This window comes from Bacteroides sp. MSK.20.82, from assembly GCF_019052485.1.
GTDB lineage: Bacteria > Bacteroidota > Bacteroidia > Bacteroidales > Bacteroidaceae > Bacteroides > Bacteroides thetaiotaomicron.
Map to the genome: position 1 here is coordinate 13,131 of NZ_JAHQUN010000026.1, position 20,703 is coordinate 33,833.

Annotated in this window: 18 protein-coding genes; 12 read left to right on the top strand and 6 right to left on the bottom strand. The window is 43.5% G+C overall.

Going from position 1 to position 20,703, the window contains the following annotated elements; all coding sequences use genetic code 11:
* Positions 1 to 15 precede the first annotated feature (15 nt).
* A complete protein-coding gene (gene queC, locus KTR07_RS18445) occupies positions 16 to 675 on the top strand; it encodes a 7-cyano-7-deazaguanine synthase QueC (RefSeq protein ID WP_008762201.1) in 660 nt (219 codons plus the stop codon).
* Between the two features lie 44 nt (positions 676 to 719).
* Here the strand turns inward: queC and KTR07_RS18450 are convergent, their stop codons facing one another.
* Complete coding sequence (locus tag KTR07_RS18450) at positions 720 to 872, bottom strand: hypothetical protein (RefSeq protein WP_008767948.1); 153 nt, start codon at positions 870 to 872, stop codon at positions 720 to 722.
* Positions 873 to 1,303: 431 nt separating this feature from the next.
* On the opposite strand from KTR07_RS18450, the gene queF reads away from it, so the two are divergent.
* Both queF and KTR07_RS18460 read left to right on the top strand, forming a co-directional pair.
* The gene (queF, locus tag KTR07_RS18455) at positions 1,304 to 1,759 is read left to right on the top strand and encodes a preQ(1) synthase (protein WP_008762202.1); all 456 of its coding nucleotides are present in this window, start codon (positions 1,304 to 1,306) and stop codon (positions 1,757 to 1,759) included.
* A 31-nt stretch (positions 1,760 to 1,790) separates the two neighbouring features.
* Entirely contained in the window at positions 1,791 to 2,429 is a 639-nt protein-coding gene (locus KTR07_RS18460; protein WP_048698205.1) for an HD domain-containing protein, read from the top strand.
* 28 nt (positions 2,430 to 2,457) lie between these two features.
* Here the strand turns inward: KTR07_RS18460 and rlmH are convergent, their stop codons facing one another.
* On the bottom strand, positions 2,458 to 2,931 hold the full coding sequence (gene rlmH, locus KTR07_RS18465; RefSeq protein ID WP_032813279.1) for a 23S rRNA (pseudouridine(1915)-N(3))-methyltransferase RlmH: 474 nt from the start codon (positions 2,929 to 2,931) through the stop codon (positions 2,458 to 2,460).
* 127 nt (positions 2,932 to 3,058) lie between these two features.
* Here rlmH and KTR07_RS18470 point away from each other — a divergent pair, with 127 nt between their 5' ends.
* The 7 genes from KTR07_RS18470 (at position 3,059) to KTR07_RS18500 (ending at position 8,522) form a co-directional block, all read left to right on the top strand.
* A complete protein-coding gene (locus KTR07_RS18470) occupies positions 3,059 to 3,451 on the top strand; it encodes a DUF4783 domain-containing protein (RefSeq protein ID WP_008762205.1) in 393 nt (130 codons plus the stop codon).
* Positions 3,444 to 4,292, top strand: a complete 849-nt coding sequence (gene nadC, locus KTR07_RS18475; protein WP_008762206.1) for a carboxylating nicotinate-nucleotide diphosphorylase — start codon at positions 3,444 to 3,446, stop codon at positions 4,290 to 4,292. The genes KTR07_RS18470 and nadC overlap by 8 nt, the downstream gene beginning before the upstream one ends.
* Positions 4,293 to 4,494: 202 nt before the next feature.
* On the top strand, positions 4,495 to 5,046 hold the full coding sequence (locus KTR07_RS18480; protein ID WP_032850560.1) for an RNA polymerase sigma factor: 552 nt from the start codon (positions 4,495 to 4,497) through the stop codon (positions 5,044 to 5,046).
* Positions 5,030 to 6,082 carry an outer membrane beta-barrel protein gene (locus tag KTR07_RS18485; RefSeq protein WP_008762208.1) on the top strand — a complete coding sequence of 351 codons (1,053 nt, stop codon included), beginning with the start codon at positions 5,030 to 5,032 and terminating at the stop codon, positions 6,080 to 6,082. Before KTR07_RS18480 ends, KTR07_RS18485 begins: the two co-directional genes overlap by 17 nt.
* An 11-nt stretch (positions 6,083 to 6,093) precedes the next feature.
* The gene (locus KTR07_RS18490) at positions 6,094 to 6,618 is read left to right on the top strand and encodes a DUF4943 family protein (RefSeq protein WP_008762209.1); all 525 of its coding nucleotides are present in this window, start codon (positions 6,094 to 6,096) and stop codon (positions 6,616 to 6,618) included.
* Positions 6,619 to 6,817: 199 nt separating this feature from the next.
* Positions 6,818 to 7,513, top strand: a complete 696-nt coding sequence (locus KTR07_RS18495; protein ID WP_181981963.1) for a DUF4858 domain-containing protein — start codon at positions 6,818 to 6,820, stop codon at positions 7,511 to 7,513.
* Positions 7,514 to 7,586: 73 nt separating this feature from the next.
* The gene (locus tag KTR07_RS18500; RefSeq protein ID WP_008767957.1) at positions 7,587 to 8,522 is read left to right on the top strand and encodes a nitronate monooxygenase family protein; all 936 of its coding nucleotides are present in this window, start codon (positions 7,587 to 7,589) and stop codon (positions 8,520 to 8,522) included.
* A gap of 85 nt (positions 8,523 to 8,607) precedes the next feature.
* Here the strand turns inward: KTR07_RS18500 and ald are convergent, their stop codons facing one another.
* The 4 genes from ald to KTR07_RS18520 all read right to left on the bottom strand — a co-directional run bounded on the left by ald (position 8,608) and on the right by KTR07_RS18520 (position 17,172).
* On the bottom strand, positions 8,608 to 9,714 hold the full coding sequence (gene ald / locus KTR07_RS18505) for an alanine dehydrogenase (protein ID WP_072066506.1): 1,107 nt from the start codon (positions 9,712 to 9,714) through the stop codon (positions 8,608 to 8,610).
* A gap of 105 nt (positions 9,715 to 9,819) precedes the next feature.
* On the bottom strand, positions 9,820 to 11,148 hold the full coding sequence (locus tag KTR07_RS18510; RefSeq protein ID WP_072066507.1) for a RagB/SusD family nutrient uptake outer membrane protein: 1,329 nt from the start codon (positions 11,146 to 11,148) through the stop codon (positions 9,820 to 9,822).
* Between the two features lie 15 nt (positions 11,149 to 11,163).
* Positions 11,164 to 14,508, bottom strand: coding sequence for a SusC/RagA family TonB-linked outer membrane protein (locus tag KTR07_RS18515; RefSeq protein WP_217315476.1), 3,345 nt, complete (start codon positions 14,506 to 14,508; stop codon positions 11,164 to 11,166).
* A gap of 33 nt (positions 14,509 to 14,541) precedes the next feature.
* A complete protein-coding gene (locus KTR07_RS18520; protein WP_113748335.1) occupies positions 14,542 to 17,172 on the bottom strand; it encodes a zinc-dependent metalloprotease in 2,631 nt (876 codons plus the stop codon).
* A gap of 198 nt (positions 17,173 to 17,370) precedes the next feature.
* Here KTR07_RS18520 and KTR07_RS18525 point away from each other — a divergent pair, with 198 nt between their 5' ends.
* A complete protein-coding gene (locus KTR07_RS18525) occupies positions 17,371 to 19,023 on the top strand; it encodes a M23 family metallopeptidase (RefSeq protein ID WP_008767962.1) in 1,653 nt (550 codons plus the stop codon).
* 20 nt (positions 19,024 to 19,043) lie between these two features.
* Entirely contained in the window at positions 19,044 to 20,681 is a 1,638-nt protein-coding gene (locus KTR07_RS18530) for a C69 family dipeptidase (RefSeq protein WP_008767963.1), read from the top strand.
* Positions 20,682 to 20,703: the final 22 nt, after the last annotated feature.

Below are 20,703 nucleotides of genomic sequence, written 5' to 3' on the forward strand. Positions count from 1 at the left end.
AAAGAGAATTTTATGATGAACAGAGAGACTGCATTGGTTGTGTTCAGTGGCGGACAGGATTCTACCACTTGCCTCTTTTGGGCGAAACGCAACTTTAAAAAAGTGTACGCTTTGAGTTTCCTTTATGGTCAGAAGCACCAGAAAGAAGTGGAACTCGCCAGAGAAATAGCCCGAAAGGCAGAAGTGGAATTTGATGTGATGGATGTGTCTTTCATAGGAACATTGGGACATAATTCGTTGACTGACACCACGATGGTAATGGATCAGGAAAAGCCCGCAGGCAGCGTCCCCAATACTTTTGTTCCGGGACGTAATCTGTTTTTCCTGAGTATTGCTGCGGTATATGCCCGCGAACGTGGCATCAACCATTTGGTGACGGGAGTTTCTCAGACTGACTTTAGCGGATATCCCGATTGCCGGGACGCGTTTATTAAGTCTTTGAATGTGACATTAAACCTGGCAATGGATGAACAATTCGTGATTCATACCCCTCTGATGTGGATTGATAAAGCAGAAACTTGGGCTTTGGCAGATGAATTGGGAGTACTGGATTTGATCCGTAACGAGACTTTGACATGCTATAATGGCATTCAGGGGGATGGTTGCGGGCATTGTCCCGCCTGTACGCTGCGTCGTGAGGGTCTGGAGAAGTATTTAAAAAAGAAGAATCAATAATATCTCTACATAGAGACTAAAAACGTGTTTTTTATTGTCACTTGTCACTTTTGAAGATTAACTCCTTGATTACGAATGAATAAAGGGTGATAATAGATGGTGATAATAGGGTGATAATAACCGATGAATGCTTTTTTATTGTCACCTTTATTGTTGCTGACAGCTGCTTGCCATTCTATTATTGGTGTTCGTTTCATTTCGGGATGTGCAAGGGTAAAGAAGGCATTGCCGGTTGTTTCAAGAAGTTTCAAGCGGTTGAAACTTTGGTTCCATAGGTTTGAAACCTTAGTTCCATAGGCTTGAAACTTTAGTTTCTATTACTTGAAACCATAGTTTCATACGCTCGAAACTTTTAGTTTCAAGGCTTTGAAACTAGAGTTCCATCATAGTGAAACACTTCATTCCTTTATAGGAAACGACTAAAAGCAACGGTCGTTTTGATAATAGGAGTACCGGATGATAATAGGAATACCGGATGGTGAAAGATGAAAGATCGGTGAAAGATTGCAATAATCAATCTTTCACCGCTGAACCATCGATGGATAAGCCGTTTCAGAGAATATGGTGACAGGTGAAAGATGTTTTGCGTTTTTTTCTATATGAAGAGAGTTTAAAACTATATTAAACAATGGCTGAATTAAAAGACCAACTTTCCTTATTAGGAAGAAAAACGGAGTATAAACAAGACTATGCTCCTGAAGTATTGGAGGCTTTCGATAATAAGCATCCGGAAAATGACTACTGGGTACGTTTCAACTGTCCCGAATTTACAAGCCTGTGCCCCATAACCGGACAACCTGACTTTGCAGAAATACGTATCAGCTACATCCCCGACATTAAGATGGTGGAAAGCAAGAGTTTGAAACTTTATCTGTTCAGCTTCCGTAATCATGGTGCATTTCATGAAGACTGTGTGAACATCATCATGAAAGATTTGATAAAACTGATGAATCCCAAATATATCGAGGTTACGGGTATCTTTACTCCACGTGGCGGTATTTCGATTTATCCGTATGCCAATTATGGCCGTCCGGGAACGAAGTTCGAACAGATGGCAGAGCACCGGTTGATGAATCGGGAATAACCAGATATAAAAATAATAATACGAGCAGAATATGACTCATAATATACCTACTGAATTGCAGAGATACGTGCAGGAAAGGATTATCCCGCAATATGCCGGCTTTGATAAGGCGCACCAGATAGACCATGCAGAAAAAGTGATCGAAGAAAGTCTGAAGCTGGCTCTTCATTATGAAGTCGATTCTGCAATGGTTTATACGGTTGCCGCTTATCACGACTTGGGTTTATGCGAGGGACGTGAATTTCATCATATCGTTTCGGGCAAAATATTGTTGGCGGATGAAACTTTGCGTCAGTGGTTTACCGATGAACAAATGCTGCAGATGAAGGAAGCGATAGAGGATCATCGTGCCTCCAACCGAGATGCTCCGCGAAGTATCTACGGGAAAATAGTGGCTGAGGCAGACCGGATTATTGATCCGGAAGTAACACTGCGGCGTACCGTACAGTATGGTTTGTCTCATTATCCGGAGATGGATAAAGAGCAGCAGTATGAACGCTTCCGGAAACATCTTGCCGATAAATATGCAGAAGGAGGGTATCTGAAGTTATGGATACCCCAGTCTGATAATGCCGGACGGTTGGCGGAGTTGCGTCAGTTGATGAAGAATGAGGAGGAACTGCGGACCGTATTTGATAAATTATATTTAGCGGAAAACTCAGCAGGATAAGGAGAGTTTGCTGTTGAATGGAGGCATGTTATTCATGATGATACGGCCCTCCATTCAATATCGTCATCGCCCGATAAATCTGTTCCACGAAGATCAGCCGTATCATCTGATGTGAAAACGTCATCTTCGACATTGAAATCTTTTCATTAGCTACCTGATACACCTTCTCCGAAAATCCGTAAGGACCACCGATGACAAATACCAACCGCTTATTCACCGTATTCATCTTCCGCTTCATGTAATCGGCAAATTCGAGTGAACGCATTTCCTTCCCGTGCTCATCAAGCAGTACGATCACATCCCCCGGTTGCAACGCTTTCAATATCAGTTCCCCTTCTTTCTCCTTCTGCTGTTCCATCGAAAGGCTCTTGGTGTTCTTCAGTTCGGGGATCACTTCCATATCAAAAGTGATGAAGCGTTTGGTACGCTGAATATAGTCATTAATAGCTGTAATATAGTGTTGTTCTACGGTTCGTCCAACGACGAGCAAAGTTGTTTTCATGCGTCTGATATTCTGATTCGAGCACAAAAATAGGCATTTTTTATGTTATTCTGCAATTAATGCTTACCTTTGCCTATCATTAGTTGAAAGTTTAAGCCTTTAAACTTCAACCCAAAAGCTTGGATTTATGAAGAAACGAGTGCTTTTAGGAATGGCCTCTTTGCTTCTTTCTGTCTCATTGCTGATGGCGCAGGAGATACCGGCAGGAGTGATTACGGCATTTAAGCGGGGAAGCTCGCAGGAACTGAGTAAGTATATGGGAGACAAGGTAAACCTTGTTCTCCAAGGCAGCTCGGCAAACGTTGACAAGAAGAAAGCAACAGCAATGATGCAAGAGTTTTTCACGGAAAACAAGGTCAGCGCATTTGACGTGAATCATCAGGGAAAACGGGATGAATCCAGTTTTGTCATAGGTACGCTGACGACTACAAAAGGAAAATTCCGTGTGAACTGCTTCCTGAAAAAAGTGCAGACTCAATATTTAATACACCAAATAAGAATTGACAAGATCAATGAATAAGGAAAAAGAACTGATCGACAAACTGATCGATCTTGCTTTTGCAGAAGATATAGGTGATGGTGACCATACCACCCTTTCGTGTATTCCCGCTACTGCAATGGGAAAATCAAAACTACTGATCAAAGAAGCCGGTGTACTGGCCGGAATCGAAGTTGCCAAAGAAATCTTCAACCGTTTCGACCCGTCCATGAAAGTGGAAGTGTTTATCAATGACGGCACTGAAGTGAAACCGGGCGACGTAGCCATGATCGTAGAAGGAAAAGTACAATCCTTGCTCCAGACCGAACGCCTGATGCTGAACGTCATGCAGCGTATGAGCGGTATCGCAACCATGACCCGCAAGTATGCCAGACAACTGGAAGGCACTCACACCCGCGTGCTGGATACCCGCAAGACAACTCCGGGAATGCGTATCCTCGAAAAGATGGCAGTCAAAATCGGTGGCGGTGTAAACCATCGTATCGGTCTGTTCGACATGATTCTGCTGAAAGACAATCACGTGGATTTTGCCGGAGGCATCGACAAAGCGATCAACCGTGCCAAGGATTACTGCAAGGAAAAGGGCAAGGACCTGAAGATTGAAATCGAAGTACGCAACTTCGACGAATTGCAGCAAGTGCTTGACTTGGGTGGCGTAGACCGCATCATGTTCGACAACTTTACACCCGAAATGACTAAGAAGGCAGTCGATATGGTAGCCGGCAAATACGAAACAGAATCTTCCGGCGGTATCACTTTCGATACCCTTCGCGACTATGCCGAATGTGGCGTAGACTTTATCTCTGTAGGAGCTCTGACTCATTCGGTGAAAGGACTTGACATGAGTTTCAAAGCATGCTGAATCTATAAGTGATGAACTGATAATAAATAAACGGTGAACAGTGCTGTTGCTATCGTGCTGCAGCTGTTCACCGTTTATTATTTACGAATCATCATTTCTTTAACTTCTTTTAGCAAAACTCTTTGCAGCATTCCTCAAATACTTGCGTCTAAAGGATAAAAACGGCGCAGACATACGTTCGATTTAAAAAAGACAATTGGCATTGGAAAACGAGATAGAACTGATAAAGGGCTGTCGGGCAGGACAGGATTCAGCCCGAAAGGAACTTTACACCCTCTATGCCAAACAAATGTTGGCGGTATGCTACCGCTATACGGGCGATATGGATGCGGCGCACGATGTACTGCATGACGGTTTCATCAAGATTTTTACCAACTTCTCGTTCCGGGGTGAATCCTCGCTTTGTACGTGGATCACACGGGTGATGGTGACACAGTCACTGGACTATCTGAGACGGGAGAAACGAGTCAATCAGTTGGTAGTGCATGAAGAGCAGCTTCCCGACATACCGGATATTTCGTCGTCGGGAGGAGGAGCAGGGATCTCCGAAGAACAATTAATGGCGTTTGTCGCCGAATTGCCGGATGGTTGCCGAACCGTTTTCAACCTTTATGTGTTTGAAGAGAAATCGCACAAGGAGATAGCCGGGATGCTTCACATTAAAGAACATTCGTCTACTTCGCAGTTACACAGAGCCAAGTATTTGTTAGCAAAAAGAATAAAAGAATATAGAAATCATGAAGAAAGAAAATGATGAAATAACCGATCTGTTTCGCACTCGTCTCGCTGATGCCGGGATGACTGTTCGGGATGGCTTTTGGGAAGAGCTTTCGCAGGATATCCCTGTGGCTTGCCAGCATCGCCGTCGGTTGATATTCTTCCGTGTGGCAGCGGCAGCATCTGTGTTGCTGGTATTGGCTGCATCCTCAGCTACTTTCTGGTATCTCTCTCCGAAAGAAGAGATGGAGGAGGCGTTTACCAAAATCGTGGTGGCGAACAGCGGAAGAATGGATGGAGATGGTGTACGCGCTAATCAGTTGCCGACGGCAATGGAACCTGTATTGCCGAAACCGGCACCTAAATCATTCGGATTATTATCGCAGTATCCGGAAGAGGGAGACTCGGTTTCCATTTCCTTCTCCATGTCTTTCTCTTTCTCGGCAACTACCACCACGGGAAATGGCAACCGATATGGCAACCAAGGTCGCAACGGTTATTGGCAGGCGAATAATGGTAACACAGAACCATCCGCCGCACAAGAAGAAAAATATACTACCGGTACACCTGCTCCGGTGGAAAACGTAAAAAAACATCGCTGGGCTCTGAAAGCGCAGATGGGGACGGCACTTCCGGCAGAGGACGGTGCCTACAAGATGCCGATCTCCGCAGGAGTCACTGTAGAGAGGAAACTGAATGACTATCTCGGAATAGAGACCGGACTGCTTTATTCGAATCTGCGCTCGGAAGGACAGCACCTGCATTATCTGGGCATCCCGTTGAAAGCGAATATTACCTTGATGGATACAAAGAAAATCGACCTCTACGCTACGGTAGGCGGAGTGGCGGACAAATGTATAGCCGGTGCGCCGGACAACAGTTTTAAAGAAGAACCTATCCAACTGGCAGTTACTGCCGGTATCGGAATCACTTACAAAATTAATGACCGATTGGCGGTTTTTGCCGAGCCGGGTGTTTCCCATCATTTCAAGACGGATTCGAAACTGGCTACGGTACGCACGAAACGGCCGACTAATTTTAATTTACTTTGCGGACTTCGCATGACGTATTAATCCTTATGAAAATGAAAAAAACACTTATGATGCTGTGGATGGCTGTTAGCCTGATGGTATCCCTGGTGGGATGCAGCAGCGAAGAAATGGACTATGAGAATCCCGATGTAACCGTTTTTGTGAAACAGCTGAAAGCGGGTACCTATAATATGAAGAATGAAAAAGGGGTCGTGGAAGTTCCTCATTTCACTGAAGAGGACATTCCCGAACTATTGAAATATGCGGAAGATCTGACTATTATTCCTTCTTTCCCGTCAGTCTACAATACGAATAACGGTAAAATCCGTTTAGGTGAATGTATGCTTTGGGTGATAGAATCGATCCGTCAGGGAACAGCCCCGTCGTTAGGTTGCAGGATGGTACTGGCGAATGCCGAAAATTACGAAGCCATCTATTTCCTGACCGACGACGAAGTGCTCGACGCGGCAGCCTGCTATCGTCGATGGTGGGAAGGGCGGAAATATCCGAAGACGACCTGGACGATTGATCCGTGCTATGACGAGCCGCTTTGTGGCTCAGGATACCGATGGTGGTAAAAAAAGAAAAATCCTTCGGGACATAAAAACTAAAAAACATGAGGCAACGTTTATTTGTATCAGCAGTCTTTGTACTGCCGACAGGGGCGTGCTATGCCCAAAAGGAAACGAATGCGCTCATGCGTGATGGGGGTACTTGAGGAATATAGAAAACAGAGGTAGAAAGATGAGTGAATTGATAAAACGTTTGATAACAGCTATGACACTGTGCCTGACAGCTTTGCTTGTACATGCGCAGGAATGGACGAAGGAGGATTCCTTGCGTCTGAGAAAGTTGCTGGACAGTGATCAGGAGCTGAATTTGAATCAGGATGCAGTCAGGCAGATTGATTTCGGCAGCGCTGTCGGTACTCCCCGCATGTCGGTGGAAAAGAAGTGGATGCTGCCCGATGAGTCGCTTCCCGAAGCATTGCCTAAACCGAAAGTGGTATTGAGTCTGATGCCCTATAAGGCAAATACTCCTTGTAATTGGGACCCCGTTTTTCAGAAGAAAATAAGAATGGATAAGAATACCTGGCGTGGAGATCCGCATTACGAAATGCGTCATCAAAGGTCGTACAGCAACTGGGCGCATAATCCGATGGCGGGAGGAGTCCGCAAATCATTGGAGGAGATACGGGCGAGCGGGGTACGTTTCCGTCAGTTGAGCGAACGGGCGAATGGAATGATGGTTAATTCGGTAGTGATGGATAGCCCGATTCCTTTGTTTGGAGGCAGCGGCGTGTACATCAATGGAGGAACTATCGGAGGACTTGATCTGATGGCGGTTTTTACCAAAAACTTCTGGGATAAAAAAGGAAAAGAACGTCGGGAGCGTACGTTGGAAGTGTTGAGAACCTATGGCGATTCGACGACTGTACTGATCAATCGCCCCATTGAACAGATTGCCCGCTGAAACTGTTTTATTAAATATGGACATGTCTCATGTTTCATGTTATCAGATTAGCACATTGAAAAACGATTAATTTATGAACAGAATTACTTCTCTTTTCGGTATTCAGTATCCTATTATTCAAGGTGGCATGGTGTGGTGTAGCGGATGGCGTCTGGCTTCCGCAGTAAGTAATGCGGGAGGATTGGGACTGCTTGGCGCAGGCTCTATGCATCCGGAGACTCTTCGTGAACATATCCGGAAATGCCGTGCGGCTACAGACCGTCCCTTTGGAGTCAATATTCCCTTGATGTATCCTCAGATTGAAGAAATCATGGCGATTGTTGCCGAAGAGGGCGTCAAGATCGTTTTCACTTCTGCCGGAAATCCTAAAGCATGGACCGGATGGCTGCACGAACGTGGTATTATCGTGGCTCATGTCGTTTCCTCTTCCCGTTTCGCGATGAAGTGTGAAGAGGCGGGAGTAGATGCGGTAGTCGCTGAAGGTTTCGAAGCCGGCGGACATAACGGGCGTGAGGAAACTACCACTTTCTGCTTGATTCCTGCAGTACGCAATGCGACCACTTTGCCTTTGATCGCTGCAGGAGGTATCGGTACGGGAGAAGGTATCTTTGCTGCCATGGTGCTGGGAGCAGAAGGGGTACAAATCGGTACTCGTTTTGCGTTGACGGATGAAAGTTCAGCCAGCCCGGTCTTCAAAGAATATTGTCTGGGTTTGGGAGAAGGAGATACTAAATTATTATTGAAGAAACTGGCTCCGACACGTTTGGTACGGAATAATTTCCGGGATGCTGTGGAGAGGGCTGAGGATGGCGGTGCTTCTGCCGAAGAATTGCGGACTCTTCTTGGGAGAGGTCGTGCGAAGAAAGGTATCTTTGAAGGGGATCTGGAAGAAGGCGAACTGGAGATAGGGCAGGTGTCGGCTATTGTTTCCCGTCAGCAGTCAGTAGCGGAAGTCATGAATGAATTGGTGGAGGCTATGCAGCGGGCAGCGGAGAAGAAATATTGGTAAAAAAACAAGTTCCGAAGTAGTGGGTTTGGAAAAACCTGACTACTTCAGAACTTTACTACTTCAGAAAGTTGGCTGATTAATCAATTTATAGGTTTATATTTTCATATTTTAGATCGAATACATCCGCTACTGCTTTATATACCACTTTTCCTTCCACTACATTCAAGCCGAGTGCTAGTGCCGGGTCATCTTTACAAGCTTTTTTCCATCCTTTATTTGCTAAAGCAATGACATAAGGGAGAGTAGCATTGGTCAAAGCCAGCGTAGAAGTATAAGGTACAGCTCCCGGAATATTGGCTACGGCATAATGAACGATACCGTCTATCACATAGGTAGGCGCACTGTGGGTCGTGGGGTGTGACGTTTCGAAACATCCTCCCTGATCTATTGCTACATCCACAAGTACCGTACCGGGCTGCATCATTGCAAGCATATTTCGGGTAATCAGATGAGGCGCTTTATCCCCCGGAATCAGCACGGAACCGATGACCAGATCAACATCCGGCAATTCCTTTTTTATCCTTAATTCGGATGCGTACAGCGTCTTGACATTTTTCGGTAATGTCTCGCTGAGATAGCGCAGGCGTGACAGATTAATATCTGCAACTGTAACATCCGCACCCATTCCCGCAGCCATCTGCGCTGCATTACTTCCGACAATACCGCCTCCGAGAATCAATACTTTGGCAGGCTTCACACCGGGGACTCCTCCCAGAAGGATACCTTTTCCTCCTTGCGGCTTTTCCAAAAAGCGTGCTCCTTCCTGAATGGACATGCGTCCGGCTACCTCACTCATAGGGATAAGCAGGGGTAATGAATGGTCTTCCTTTTCTACGGTTTCGTATGCCAGACAGATCGACTTATTGTCAATCATGGCAAGAGTCAGTTCCTTATCGGAAGCAAAATGGAAGTAAGTGAACAATAACTGTTCTTTTCTGATCAGATGGTATTCGGGCGCGATAGGCTCTTTAACCTTTACAATCATATCTGCTGTGGCATAGACATCTTCTATTGTCGGAAGCACCTGTGCACCGACGGACAGATATGCTTCATCCGGAAAACCACTATTGATACCTGCCGTATGCTGGATATATACTTGGTGACCTTGCTTCACAACTTCGGCAACTCCGGAAGGTGTCATGCCTACCCGGTTCTCGTTGTTCTTGATTTCTTTGGGTACTCCGATGATCATATTGTTATATATTAAAGGTTTAACATGGACCAATGTACGAAAAATCCCCTTACGTTGTTATTCGCAAGGGGATGTTTAAGAGCAGAATGCTTATATATAATTCGGTCAATTTAATAAACCCGGATTTGCAGCAATAGCACTTTGTGGAATGCGTAGTGTATAACGTGAATCATCTTGTTCTAATAGATAAGCTTGTCCGTTCAACACTTTTTCAATTCGTGGACGGGTGGTACGACGTAGATCGAACCAACGATGACCTTCGAAAGCAAGTTCAAGAGCCCGTTCTTCCAGAATTTCTTTAATTAAATCTACTTGATTCATAGCGTCCACAGCTTTTTTCTTTTCTGCATAACCTTCCGGAGTGTATCGCTTTTCCATCAATTGTAGCAGGCGGGTACGAGCTTCGGGCAATTTATTCATTTGTGCAGCTGCTTCGGCAGCGTTTAAATAAATTTCTCCTGTACGGAAAGTACAGTTATGCTCTGCTTTTCCGCTTTTTTTCGAGATGTACTTATCTCCACTTAAACTATAGTATTTGTTCCGGCGGAGATCCTTATTAGCATCATATTTTTCCATGAACGCAGGTATCAATATGGATGCTGAAGTAACGTCATCATTGAAAAACTCATAAGCAGTAATCATTTCTGCTGATGTATAATTATTGGGAAGTTTGGCTTCCGGATCATTGAGGTCTTCTAATGTGGATTTTTGAACTAATATGCGTTCTGCCGCATCATAGGCTTCTTTCCAGTTTCCCATGTACAGGCGTACACGTGATTCCATTGCATCCACAGATAGGGTGGAGAAGCGGTAAGCATATACGGCTTCCCATTCTTTTTGATGCATTAAGCCGCGGGCCGATTCTATGTCGGATAGAATAGCAGTATAGACCTCTTTTACGGTGTTTCGTGGCAGTACCACTTCTAGATCAAGGTCCCATTTTATGGGAATGGATTTGGTCTCTGGTGCTCCCTCTTTAGTATAAGGTTGTCCATATAGGTTAGCAAGAATAAAGTGCATGTAACCTCTTAATAAATAAGCTTCTCCAACGAGTTGATCAATGTCTTCCTGACTGCCTTCTTTTATATTATCTTTATTTGCTATTATAGCATTTGCATAATAAATCACACTATAATATACTGCCCAGCCAAATTCCCGGGTTCCATCTTTGGGACTCATATCATTCCACTTTTCAATCTCTGAGTAGAAATTTTGAGAATTACTGTTATCTGTTACCATAGCTATGTCTGTGCGAAATTCAGTGACGGATTTGTCGATGAGTTTTAGTCCGTAAGCGGTAGTCAGTAAAGCACGATATTCTGTTAGTGTAGTAGGGATTACTTGTCCTACAGGTTGAATATCCAGGTAGCTGTCACATGAAGATAGCAGGATGCTTCCTATGACAACCATTATGAAATATATTTTTTTGATCATATATATTTTTCTTGTTTAAAAGTTAAGACTTAGATTGAAAGTAACTGATTTAGGAACCGGCGTTGAATAAAGATTGCTCATTGACTCCGGATCCATGTAGTTTTTGTAACTGGAACCAAAAACAAAGAGATTTCGTGCTTCCAAACCTACAGTTGCTCCACCGATGTTTAGTTTATGCAGCCACTCGGAAGGAAAATGATAGGCCAGGCGTATGTTCTGTAAACGTATGTAACTTAACTTTTTGACCCATATATCCAGCGATTTGTAGAGATCTCTCCGAGTGCTGAATAAATAATAGTCAGCCGGATTAGTATTTAGGCTAGTTAATGCAGGAAACTTTCCATTTTTATTTTCTGGTGTCCATCTATCTAATATATCCCTATTCATATTGCGTCCCGGATCGGGATCTGCTATGTAATAAGTAGGATCTGTTTTTACATGTGCACCTAAGTTATAAGAGAAATTTAAGTTCAGTTCCCAGTTACGGTAATTAAATGTATTCATGAATCCTCCGGTGTAGGGAGCATCGGACGTTCCGGCATAACTATAAAAACCTCTCTCTGTTTCTTTATCTACGCCAATGCTGTATTCTCCGTCTAAATTTCCTTTGTCTGCCATTTGGAATAGTTCCTCAATAGTGACAGCTTCTCCATCTTTATTTTCAATGTATATCTGTCCTGTCTCTGATTTTATCCCTTTGGTTTTTAGGGTGAAAATAGCGCCAACCGGATACCCTTCCAGACTTGGAGTTACTTGATCCTTTTCAGTCATCACTTTCAAAACCTTATTTTGGTTGTATGCAAAGTTAAATGAAGTATACCATGAGAAATCTTTAGTTGCAATGTTACGTGTTTGCAAGTTTATTTCGATACCTTGATTCTTCATACTTGCCCAGTTGACAGCCATACTGGTAAATCCATTTTCCAATGGTAGCATTTTGTTACCAATGAGATCGGTGCCTTTTCTGTAATAATAGTCTACACTTAGGTTGATAGCCTGATTAAATACAGAGAAATCTATTCCGGTATTATAAGAGGCTGTTTTTTCCCAGCGTAATTTACTGTTCGGAGCACTATTGATAGTGATGCTCTCTTCATTTGAACCGGGCAAGATACTTATATTTCCATAAGTACCAACGATAAAGGGTGAAGTGTTTTTGTCAATGTTCCCTTGTAAACCATAAGACAAACGGAGAGCAAGGTTATCAATCCATTTGAACTGATTAATTAACGGTTCGTTTGAGATACGCCACAGTCCACTGACTGAGTAAATAGGTAAATAACGATATTTTTTATCTACACCGAAGAGATCGGAGCCATCCATGCGGACGCTACCTCCCAGAGTGTAGCGATCCATCAGTGTGTAAGAACCATTGGCGTAGAAAGACGCAAAAGCATTTTCCTTAAAACTTTTAGTCTTTAGTTTCCATTCATTGGCTTGTTTGGAATCTCTGAATTCCAGGTTTTTGAACGTTAATGTTTTGGGGTCATATCCATATCCGGTAGATGCTTGATTCTCGTACCAATTTTTACGGATTTCTGATCCCGCCATTATTTGTATGTTGTGGATGTCATTGAATGTGTTCTTGTATTCGCCCTGAACTTTCCATGTAATTTGGGAAGTCGTAGAATTGGTCGATTTGAGCATCCCGCCTTCCGGTATGAGATATATACGGTCGTTTCCTTTGTAATATGCAGAGTTTTCACGTTGGTTACGCAGATTGAAACTGTTAGTACCGGCATATTCTTCCCGGGATAGTTGATCCCATTGTACACCGACTTGTGAAGTAACTTTCCATTGGTCGTTAAAGCGAAGTTCTATATCGAAAATACTATTAATAGCGGTAGTAATTGATTTATTACTGGTATTTTCACGTTCTTCCAGAATATTATATCCTTGTAAAAGATCGGGCATGCTACCTGTTACGACATCATAATCATACAAGTAATTGTTATTATTGTCGAATGGTTCGAAATAAGGATTGGCAATACGGGAATAATAGACAGGATTAGTAAGCCCATAGGTATCTGTCAGAAAGGTGGTGTTTTTACGTCTATTTGCAAAAATAGAAACACCTACTTTCAGTAATTTATTGATCTGATAAGAGGTTTTGCTCGTCAGATTAAAACGACTTAAGCTTACTCCCGGAATATTCCCGTTTTCGAGAGTGTAGCCAAGGGAGTTATAATAAGTCACCTTTTCGCTACCTCCGGAAATGCTGATATTATATTCTTGAGTAATGGCATCTCTGAATAGTATATCATTCCAATCAGTATTAATACTTTTTAAGCGGTTGATTGCGTTTTGAGCTTCAGAAGTAAGCCCTTCCCAGCCTTTCTCCCGATAAATATCCATTAGATTGTATTGTTTTAATATAGCGGCTACTCCTCCTTTTTCTGAATATACAGGTATCGGATAAAATCCCCATTTATTGAAAGGTGCTTCTTTCATCATTTGAAGTTCCAAGTTTACTTTTTCCTCAGAATTTAGGAGATTAAGGCGGGAGGTCTCCAAATTAGGAGTATAGGTTAATTTTGTATTAAAATTGACAACAGGCTTTCCTGTTTTACCTCTTTTTGTAGTAACTACAATTACACCATTAGCAGCGCGAGCACCATAAATGGCGGTTGCTGCTGCATCTTTCAGTATGGTAATGCTTTCGATATCGTTTGGACTTAATCCGGCGATTGATGATTGACCGATGTTGACAATATCATTATCAGAAGATTTATTGTCCATTTTGGGAATATCTGTTCCTTCCAGAGGAATTCCATCCAGTACCCACAATGGGTCTTGTGTTCCGTTCATTGATGCAGTACCACGAATACGAATTTTGGCAGGTGATCCTGGTGCACCGGAAGTGTTTGTTACGGATACACCGGCTATTTGACCTGTCAGCGCCTGGTCAATACTTTTTGCAGCACCTACCATAGCATCCGAAACTTCAACTTTAGAGATCGCAGCTGTTAATTTTCTACGTTCTAGGGTTTGATATCCTGTTACAACTACATCTCCCAATGTATGTGCTGAAGTTTGAAGTACGATTCGGTAGCTTTTTTTGTCGCCCTGAAGAACTATAACTTGTTCTTCAAATCCGATGTAGCTACAATGAATACGGGTTACTTTATCCGGAACGGAAAGAGAGAATTTACCATCGATATCTGTAATAGTACCTAGCGATGTCTGGGATGCTCCTGCCTTTTTCAGTTCATCCGTATGAACGTAGACCGAAGCACCAATCAACGGTTCGTTATCTTCACCGGAGATTACTACCCCGGTGATAGTGCGATTAGCCGCACTGGCCATTGCCAGTGCGTTAACAAGGAAGCATATAATAATGCAAAGATGTTTTTTATTCATTAATTGTAAATAAACGTAAGTGATTGAATCGAATTATTTAATACCTAAAGCTGTATTGATACGTAAAATCATATCTTCGTAATGATAACGTGTTGCTGTATCAGACGTTCCGAGGCGGCTCTGCAATAATTTCTTAATCCGCAGTAACTCTCCGCGTTTCACGGATATTGCATCCGAGATACGATTCAGTTGGCTGCCGTAGAAGTTGAGAACTCGGTGAGCTCCCATTTTATCTTCCTGTCGGAGCGAACGTTGTTCGGCCGCATAGCAGCTGCAGAAAGGAGTGGCATGATCGAGCAAGAAATGATCGTCTGCAATCTTTTTATTGATTTTCACAGCTTCGGGCTCTGCGGCAGCTGTGAGTAATGCATCCAGAAAGTTTTTTTGCAAAGAGCGTTCCATCACATTGGGAATACCTCCTCGTTCGGTAATGCCGAAAATATTCTTGTGGAGTCCGTCCATTAGTTCCACTACGGTAAACGCTTTTTTTCCATTGACTGATTCATTTTCAATCATACGCATCAGACGGGTGTTGCCAAGCAAGTCCCAAAGGATGTAGGCTTGTGCATTCTTCAGTATCTGCGTCGGGGCGTTTTCTTGTTGTCCAACCGGGGTGTTACGGAGCAAATAGGTATATTTTCCTACTTCCGTATCGAACAACCATTTAGGATAAGTCAGTACTTCATCTGTCAGAAACTTCAAGGAAGCCTGTTGCTTCTCTTTCTCAACGAATGTGTAGGTCTGTACACCATCTCCTATGACTGTATTTTCGATATAGATGCCACCAATGTTGGCCAGTACGTGATACAGATAGTTGTTCCATTGATTGATAATTGCGTAATAGAGGCGTGAGGCTTCTTCGTAAGTCTGCCCTTTTTCTCCGGTAGTAGTCCATTGAAGGATTTGCGGAACGATGCGTTTCAGGTTGTCAATGCCAAGTAAGGAAGAACGTACGGGATCATCGCCTAAATCTTCATTCTGTGCACGTGGATCAACGGCATCACGTACATCCTGTGCTTCACTATATTTATAAAGACGGTCGGTATGCTTGCTCAGGAAATCAAATAAGATATCTTTTTCTTCTTCCGGACTATTTTTTCCGTACCAGCGATATCCATATTCGATGGCAAAGATATCGTAAGGACCGATATGCGGGGAAAGAACCTTCACGCCATCTCCCGGTTGGGCTATGTAGTTGAAGCGGGCATAGTCCATAATAGAAGAAGCGGTGGAATTTAATCGGGAAGTGAACGTTGCGGAACGTAAGGAATCAGTTGGGAACGCTGCCGATCCCATCATGTTGTGACGCAATCCCAAAGAGTGCCCTACCTCGTGGCAGGCAACAAAGCGGATAGCATCACCCAATAGTGAATCCGGCAACTGCACGCTGCGTGCTTCCGGGCAAACAGTTCCGGTCTGTACTGTAATCCATTCGCTTACCATAGAGAGCACATTGTGCCACCACATGATGTCTGCTTCCAGAATCTCTCCGGAACGGGGGTCTAACAAAGAAGGTCCCATCGCATTCTTCTTTTCTGAAGCTGCGTAGGTCAGTACGGAATAGTTCACGTCATCCATATCTATTTCCATACTATCGGTAACTTCAATGGCGATGATTGCATTCTTGAATCCGGCTTTTTCAAAAGCGATCTGCCAGTCTTCAATACCTCTTTTTATATATTTGCGCCATTGATAAGGTGTGGAATTGTCAATATAGAATACGATTGGTTTGGCGGGTTCTACCACCTTTCCTTTCAGGTAAGCCTCCCGGTCTTCCGGTTTGGGTTCCATACGCCAACGGGTGATAAACTGCTTTTTATCCGTTCTTTGCTGTGCATCGCTGAAACTCAATAGCGGATTGGTGAAATAACCTATTTTCTGATTATCAAAACGTCCCATCATTGGAGTTTCAGGTAGCAGAAGGATAGAAGAACTGACTTCTACCGTTACATATACGCTTGTTGTTCCTTCCGTCACTTTAGTAGTTAGCTCGGAAGTGGCAACTACATTGTTCGGAAAGGATTTCACGGATAAGATACGTGATAGATTTTTAATAGTCGATGTTCCCAGATTGATATTGGTAAATACATTATTAATGCTGGTTTCCGTACCGTCATAGATGTCGTTGATCTTGATCACCAATGCTGTAGAGTCCTGATTGACAGCCTCTATCTTGAATGCGGCAATAAGCGGTGATATAAAATTGTCCTTAACCGAACGGAAAATAGCATCCGTCTGAGGAGCCAGAGGTAACGGGCGTTGTTGGCGGAACATCAGTTTCCCGGTTGCTTTGTCCCATTCCATGCAAATCATTTGATTTTCATAATTTACACCCCGGTTTACTCCAGCATCGTTCAATTCAGCCGGTACTCGTTGTAACTTGTTGACAACAAGTAAATCGCGCCCTAGCAATGATGTGGGAACCTCAAAATAATAATCGTTCTTTTTTTGATAAACGGCAAACATCCCTTTTTTAACACTGCTGCCTTCCACTAATTTCTCGTAGTCGCTTTTTACTCTCTCTTCTTCTGAATTTTTTTTCTTTTTCTTTTTGAACCAACTCAGATTTTCTGTAGCAGGGGTAGTTGCAAGTGCTGAGTACGCTTCTCCACTCAGCAATATACATGCAATGACCGCTGCCATTACCTTTACATACATTCTCATTAAGTCCTTTTACTTTTAATTATTATTAAAAACAGCCGCAAAAGTAATAATATTAATAATATAATGATTACAGTTTAGTTGCGAATATAATAATAAAAGGAATTATTAACTAGGTTCATCTGCTATCATTCTTCCCGGATATTTCGTAATCTAGTTGGAATAATGTACATTTGCAGGAGTAAAAAAGTGAAGAAGATAATGAAAAGATATATTGCTGCTTTATTATTGGCCTGTTGCGTGGAGGGGTATGCACAGGAAAAAAAGCAGGCTGCCTTTGTGCCACCTTTCGACTTTCCCCTTACATTGAGTGGAAACTTCGGAGAAATTCGTTCCAATCACTTTCATGGCGGATTAGATTTTAAGACGGGAGGAACAATCGGCAAACCGGTTCGGGCACTTGCTGACGGGTATATCTCACGTATACGTGTTACCAATGGTTCGGGGTATGTGCTTGACGTCTGCTATCACAACGGCTATTCCACTATCAACCGCCATTTGAGCGCTTTTCTGTCTCCTATTGCCGAAAGGGTAAAGAAACTTCAATATGAAAATGAGAACTGGGAAGTAGAAATCATCCCCGAACCCGATGAATATCCGGTGAAAGCCGGACAGCGGATTGCGTTGAGTGGGAATACCGGATACTCATTCGGACCGCATCTTCATCTGGATGTGTTCGAGACGGAGACGGGAGACTATATCGATCCTATGCCTTTCTTTAAAAAGAATCTGAAAGATACACGTGCCCCGAAAGCGGATGGAATCATGCTTTTTCCGCAGCTTGGCAAAGGAGTGGTCAGTGGAAGTCAGGAAAATAAAACGATTCTGCCGAACAGTGAACATCCGGTGGAAGCATGGGGGGTAATCGGCACAGGTATCAAAGCGTATGACTACATGGACGGGGTAAATAATCATTATGGAGTGTATTCCGTAGTACTTACAGTAGATGGTACAGAAGTGTTCCGTAGCACCGTAGACCGCTTTTCGCAGGAAGAAAACCGAATGATAAACTCCTGGACGTATGGGCAGTACATGAAATCCTTTATTGATCCCGGAAATACATTACGGTTGTTGAAAGCCTCGAACGATAACCGTGGTTTGGTAACGATTGACGAAGAACGGGATTATCAGTTTCAATATACATTGAAAGATGCTTTTGGCAATACTTCCCGCTATCACTTTACGGTACGTGGCAAGAAACAGCCGATTGAACCATTGAATCATCGGGAAAAATACTTCTTTGCCTGGGATAAGACGAATTATCTGCAGGAACCGGGGTTGAGTCTGGTTGTTCCGAAGGGAATGCTATATGATAATGTACCTCTTCAATATCAGATAAAAGCGGATAGCGGAGCGGTCGCATTTACCTATCAGTTGAATGATAAGCCGGTCCCGCTACATGCAAGCTGTGAATTGCGAATCGGATTGCGGCGCAAACCAGTGGCGGACACTACGAAATATTACGTGGCGCGAGTGACCCCTAAAGGGACTAAATACAGCGTAGGAGGGAAGTACGAAGATGGATTTATGAAAGCATCTATTCGTGAACTGGGCACATATACGGTTGCTTTGGACACTGTTCCTCCGGAAATTATACCTGTTAACAAGAACTTGTGGGGACGAAACGGAAAGATTGTCTATCGGCTGAAAGATGAAGGAGCAGGTATCGCTTCCTATCGGGGAACGATTGACGGTGAATATGCACTTTTCGGTCGTCCCAATATTGTAAAGTCTTACTGGGAATGTGTGCTTGACCCGAAACATGTGAAGAAAGGCGGCAAGCATACCGTAGAAATGACTGTCACGGATGCTTGTGGAAATCAGACCGTTTCGAAGGAAACCTTTGTTTGGTAAACTATTAAAATGTATTATATATGAAGAAAAGAATCATTCTATCTGCTGTCCTGTTTTTGGCGGCTTTGGCGAATTCTTTCGCTTGTACGAACCTGATTGTCGGCAAAAATGCTTCGACTGACGGTTCGACTATTGTTTCCTATTCGGCCGACTCGTATGGCCTGTTTGGTGAGCTTTATCATTATCCGGCTGCTACATATCCCAAAGGGACGATGTTGAAAGTCTATGAATGGGATACGGGTAAGTATTTGGGCGAAATCGAACAGGCACGCCAGACTTATAATGTGACTGGCAATATGAATGAATTTCAAGTGACTATCGGTGAAACCACCTTCGGCGGACGTCCGGAACTGGCAGATTCTACCGGAATCATCGACTACGGAAGTCTGATTTATATCGGATTGCAACGTTCACGTTCTGCTCGCGAGGCGATCCGTATCATGACTGATTTGGTACAGCAATATGGCTATTATAGTGGAGGGGAATCGTTTACGATTGCCGATCCGAATGAAATCTGGATTATGGAAATGATCGGTAAGGGGCCGGGGGTACGTGGTGCCGTCTGGGTGGCTGTACGTGTACCGGATGACTGTATTTCGGCTCATGCCAATCAATCCCGTATTCATCAGTTTGACATGAACGACAAAGAAAACTGTATCACTTCTCCGGATGTGATTTCCTTCGCTCGCGAGAAAGGTTACTTCAATGGAGTGAACAAGGATTTCAGCTTTGCTGAGGCTTATGCGCCCCTTGATTTCGGTGCCCGTCGCTTCTGCGAAGCCCGTGTGTGGAGCTATTTCAATAAATATACTGACCATGGAAATGACTATCTTCCTTATATCGAAGGAAAGACAGATACTCCGATGCCTCTTTTCGTAAAGCCGAACCGTAAACTTTCCGTACAGGACGTGAAAGATATGATGCGTGACCACTACGAAGGAACACCGCTTGATATTTCCAATGATTTCGGTGCCGGTCCTTATAAAACCCCGTACCGCCTTTCTCCACTGAATTTCAAGGTAGGTGATAAGGAGTATTTTAACGAACGTCCGATTTCGACTCAACAAAGTGGCTTCGTATTTGTTGCACAAATGCGTGCCAACAAGCCGGACCCCATAGGCGGAGTTCTTTGGTTTGGAGTGGACGATGCGAATATGGCCGTATTTACTCCTGTTTATTGCTGTACGACGAAAGCTCCGTTATGCTATACACGTGTAGATGGCGCAGATTACATCACTTTCTCCTGGAATTCCGCTTTCTGGATTTTCAACTGGGTGTCTAATATGGTCTATCCACGTTATGATCTGATGATCGGTGACGTGCGTGCAACTCAGAAAGAGATGGAAACGACCTTTAATAATGCGCAGGAAGGTATTGAAGAAATGGCTGCCAAATTGCTGGCAAAAGATAAGAATGCCGCAATTGCTTTCCTGACTAACTATACTAATATGACCGCCCAGAGTACTTTTGATACTTGGAAGCAACTGGGCACTTTCCTGATTGTGAAGTACAACGACGGAGTAGTGAAGCGCGTGAAGGACGGACAATTTGAACGGAATTCTATCGGACAGCCTGCCGGTGTCATTCGTCCGGGATATCCGAAGGAGTTTCTGGAGGAATATGTGAAGCAGACAGGAGAGAGATATTTGGTGAAATAGTTGTCAATTATTCATTAAATAA

Bases quoted from the DNA above. Each gene is read 5' to 3' on its own strand.
- KTR07_RS18525 (WP_008767962.1), top strand. From the start codon at position 17,371: ATGAAAAGATATATTGCTGCTTTATTATTGGCCTGTTGCGTGGAGGGG.
- ald (WP_072066506.1), bottom strand. From the start codon at position 9,714: ATGATCATCGGAGTACCCAAAGAAATCAAGAACAACGAGAACCGGGTA.
- KTR07_RS18520 (WP_113748335.1), bottom strand. From the start codon at position 17,172: ATGAGAATGTATGTAAAGGTAATGGCAGCGGTCATTGCATGTATATTG.
- KTR07_RS18515 (WP_217315476.1), bottom strand. From the start codon at position 14,508: ATGAATAAAAAACATCTTTGCATTATTATATGCTTCCTTGTTAACGCA.
- KTR07_RS18530 (WP_008767963.1), top strand. From the start codon at position 19,044: ATGAAGAAAAGAATCATTCTATCTGCTGTCCTGTTTTTGGCGGCTTTG.
- queC (WP_008762201.1), top strand. From the start codon at position 16: ATGAACAGAGAGACTGCATTGGTTGTGTTCAGTGGCGGACAGGATTCT.
- KTR07_RS18470 (WP_008762205.1), top strand. From the start codon at position 3,059: ATGAAGAAACGAGTGCTTTTAGGAATGGCCTCTTTGCTTCTTTCTGTC.
- KTR07_RS18450 (WP_008767948.1), bottom strand. From the start codon at position 872: ATGAAACGAACACCAATAATAGAATGGCAAGCAGCTGTCAGCAACAAT.
- nadC (WP_008762206.1), top strand. From the start codon at position 3,444: ATGAATAAGGAAAAAGAACTGATCGACAAACTGATCGATCTTGCTTTT.
- KTR07_RS18510 (WP_072066507.1), bottom strand. From the start codon at position 11,148: ATGATCAAAAAAATATATTTCATAATGGTTGTCATAGGAAGCATCCTG.
- queF (WP_008762202.1), top strand. From the start codon at position 1,304: ATGGCTGAATTAAAAGACCAACTTTCCTTATTAGGAAGAAAAACGGAG.
- KTR07_RS18460 (WP_048698205.1), top strand. From the start codon at position 1,791: ATGACTCATAATATACCTACTGAATTGCAGAGATACGTGCAGGAAAGG.
- rlmH (WP_032813279.1), bottom strand. From the start codon at position 2,931: ATGAAAACAACTTTGCTCGTCGTTGGACGAACCGTAGAACAACACTAT.
- KTR07_RS18495 (WP_181981963.1), top strand. From the start codon at position 6,818: ATGACACTGTGCCTGACAGCTTTGCTTGTACATGCGCAGGAATGGACG.
- KTR07_RS18500 (WP_008767957.1), top strand. From the start codon at position 7,587: ATGAACAGAATTACTTCTCTTTTCGGTATTCAGTATCCTATTATTCAA.
- KTR07_RS18485 (WP_008762208.1), top strand. From the start codon at position 5,030: ATGAAGAAAGAAAATGATGAAATAACCGATCTGTTTCGCACTCGTCTC.
- KTR07_RS18490 (WP_008762209.1), top strand. From the start codon at position 6,094: ATGAAAAAAACACTTATGATGCTGTGGATGGCTGTTAGCCTGATGGTA.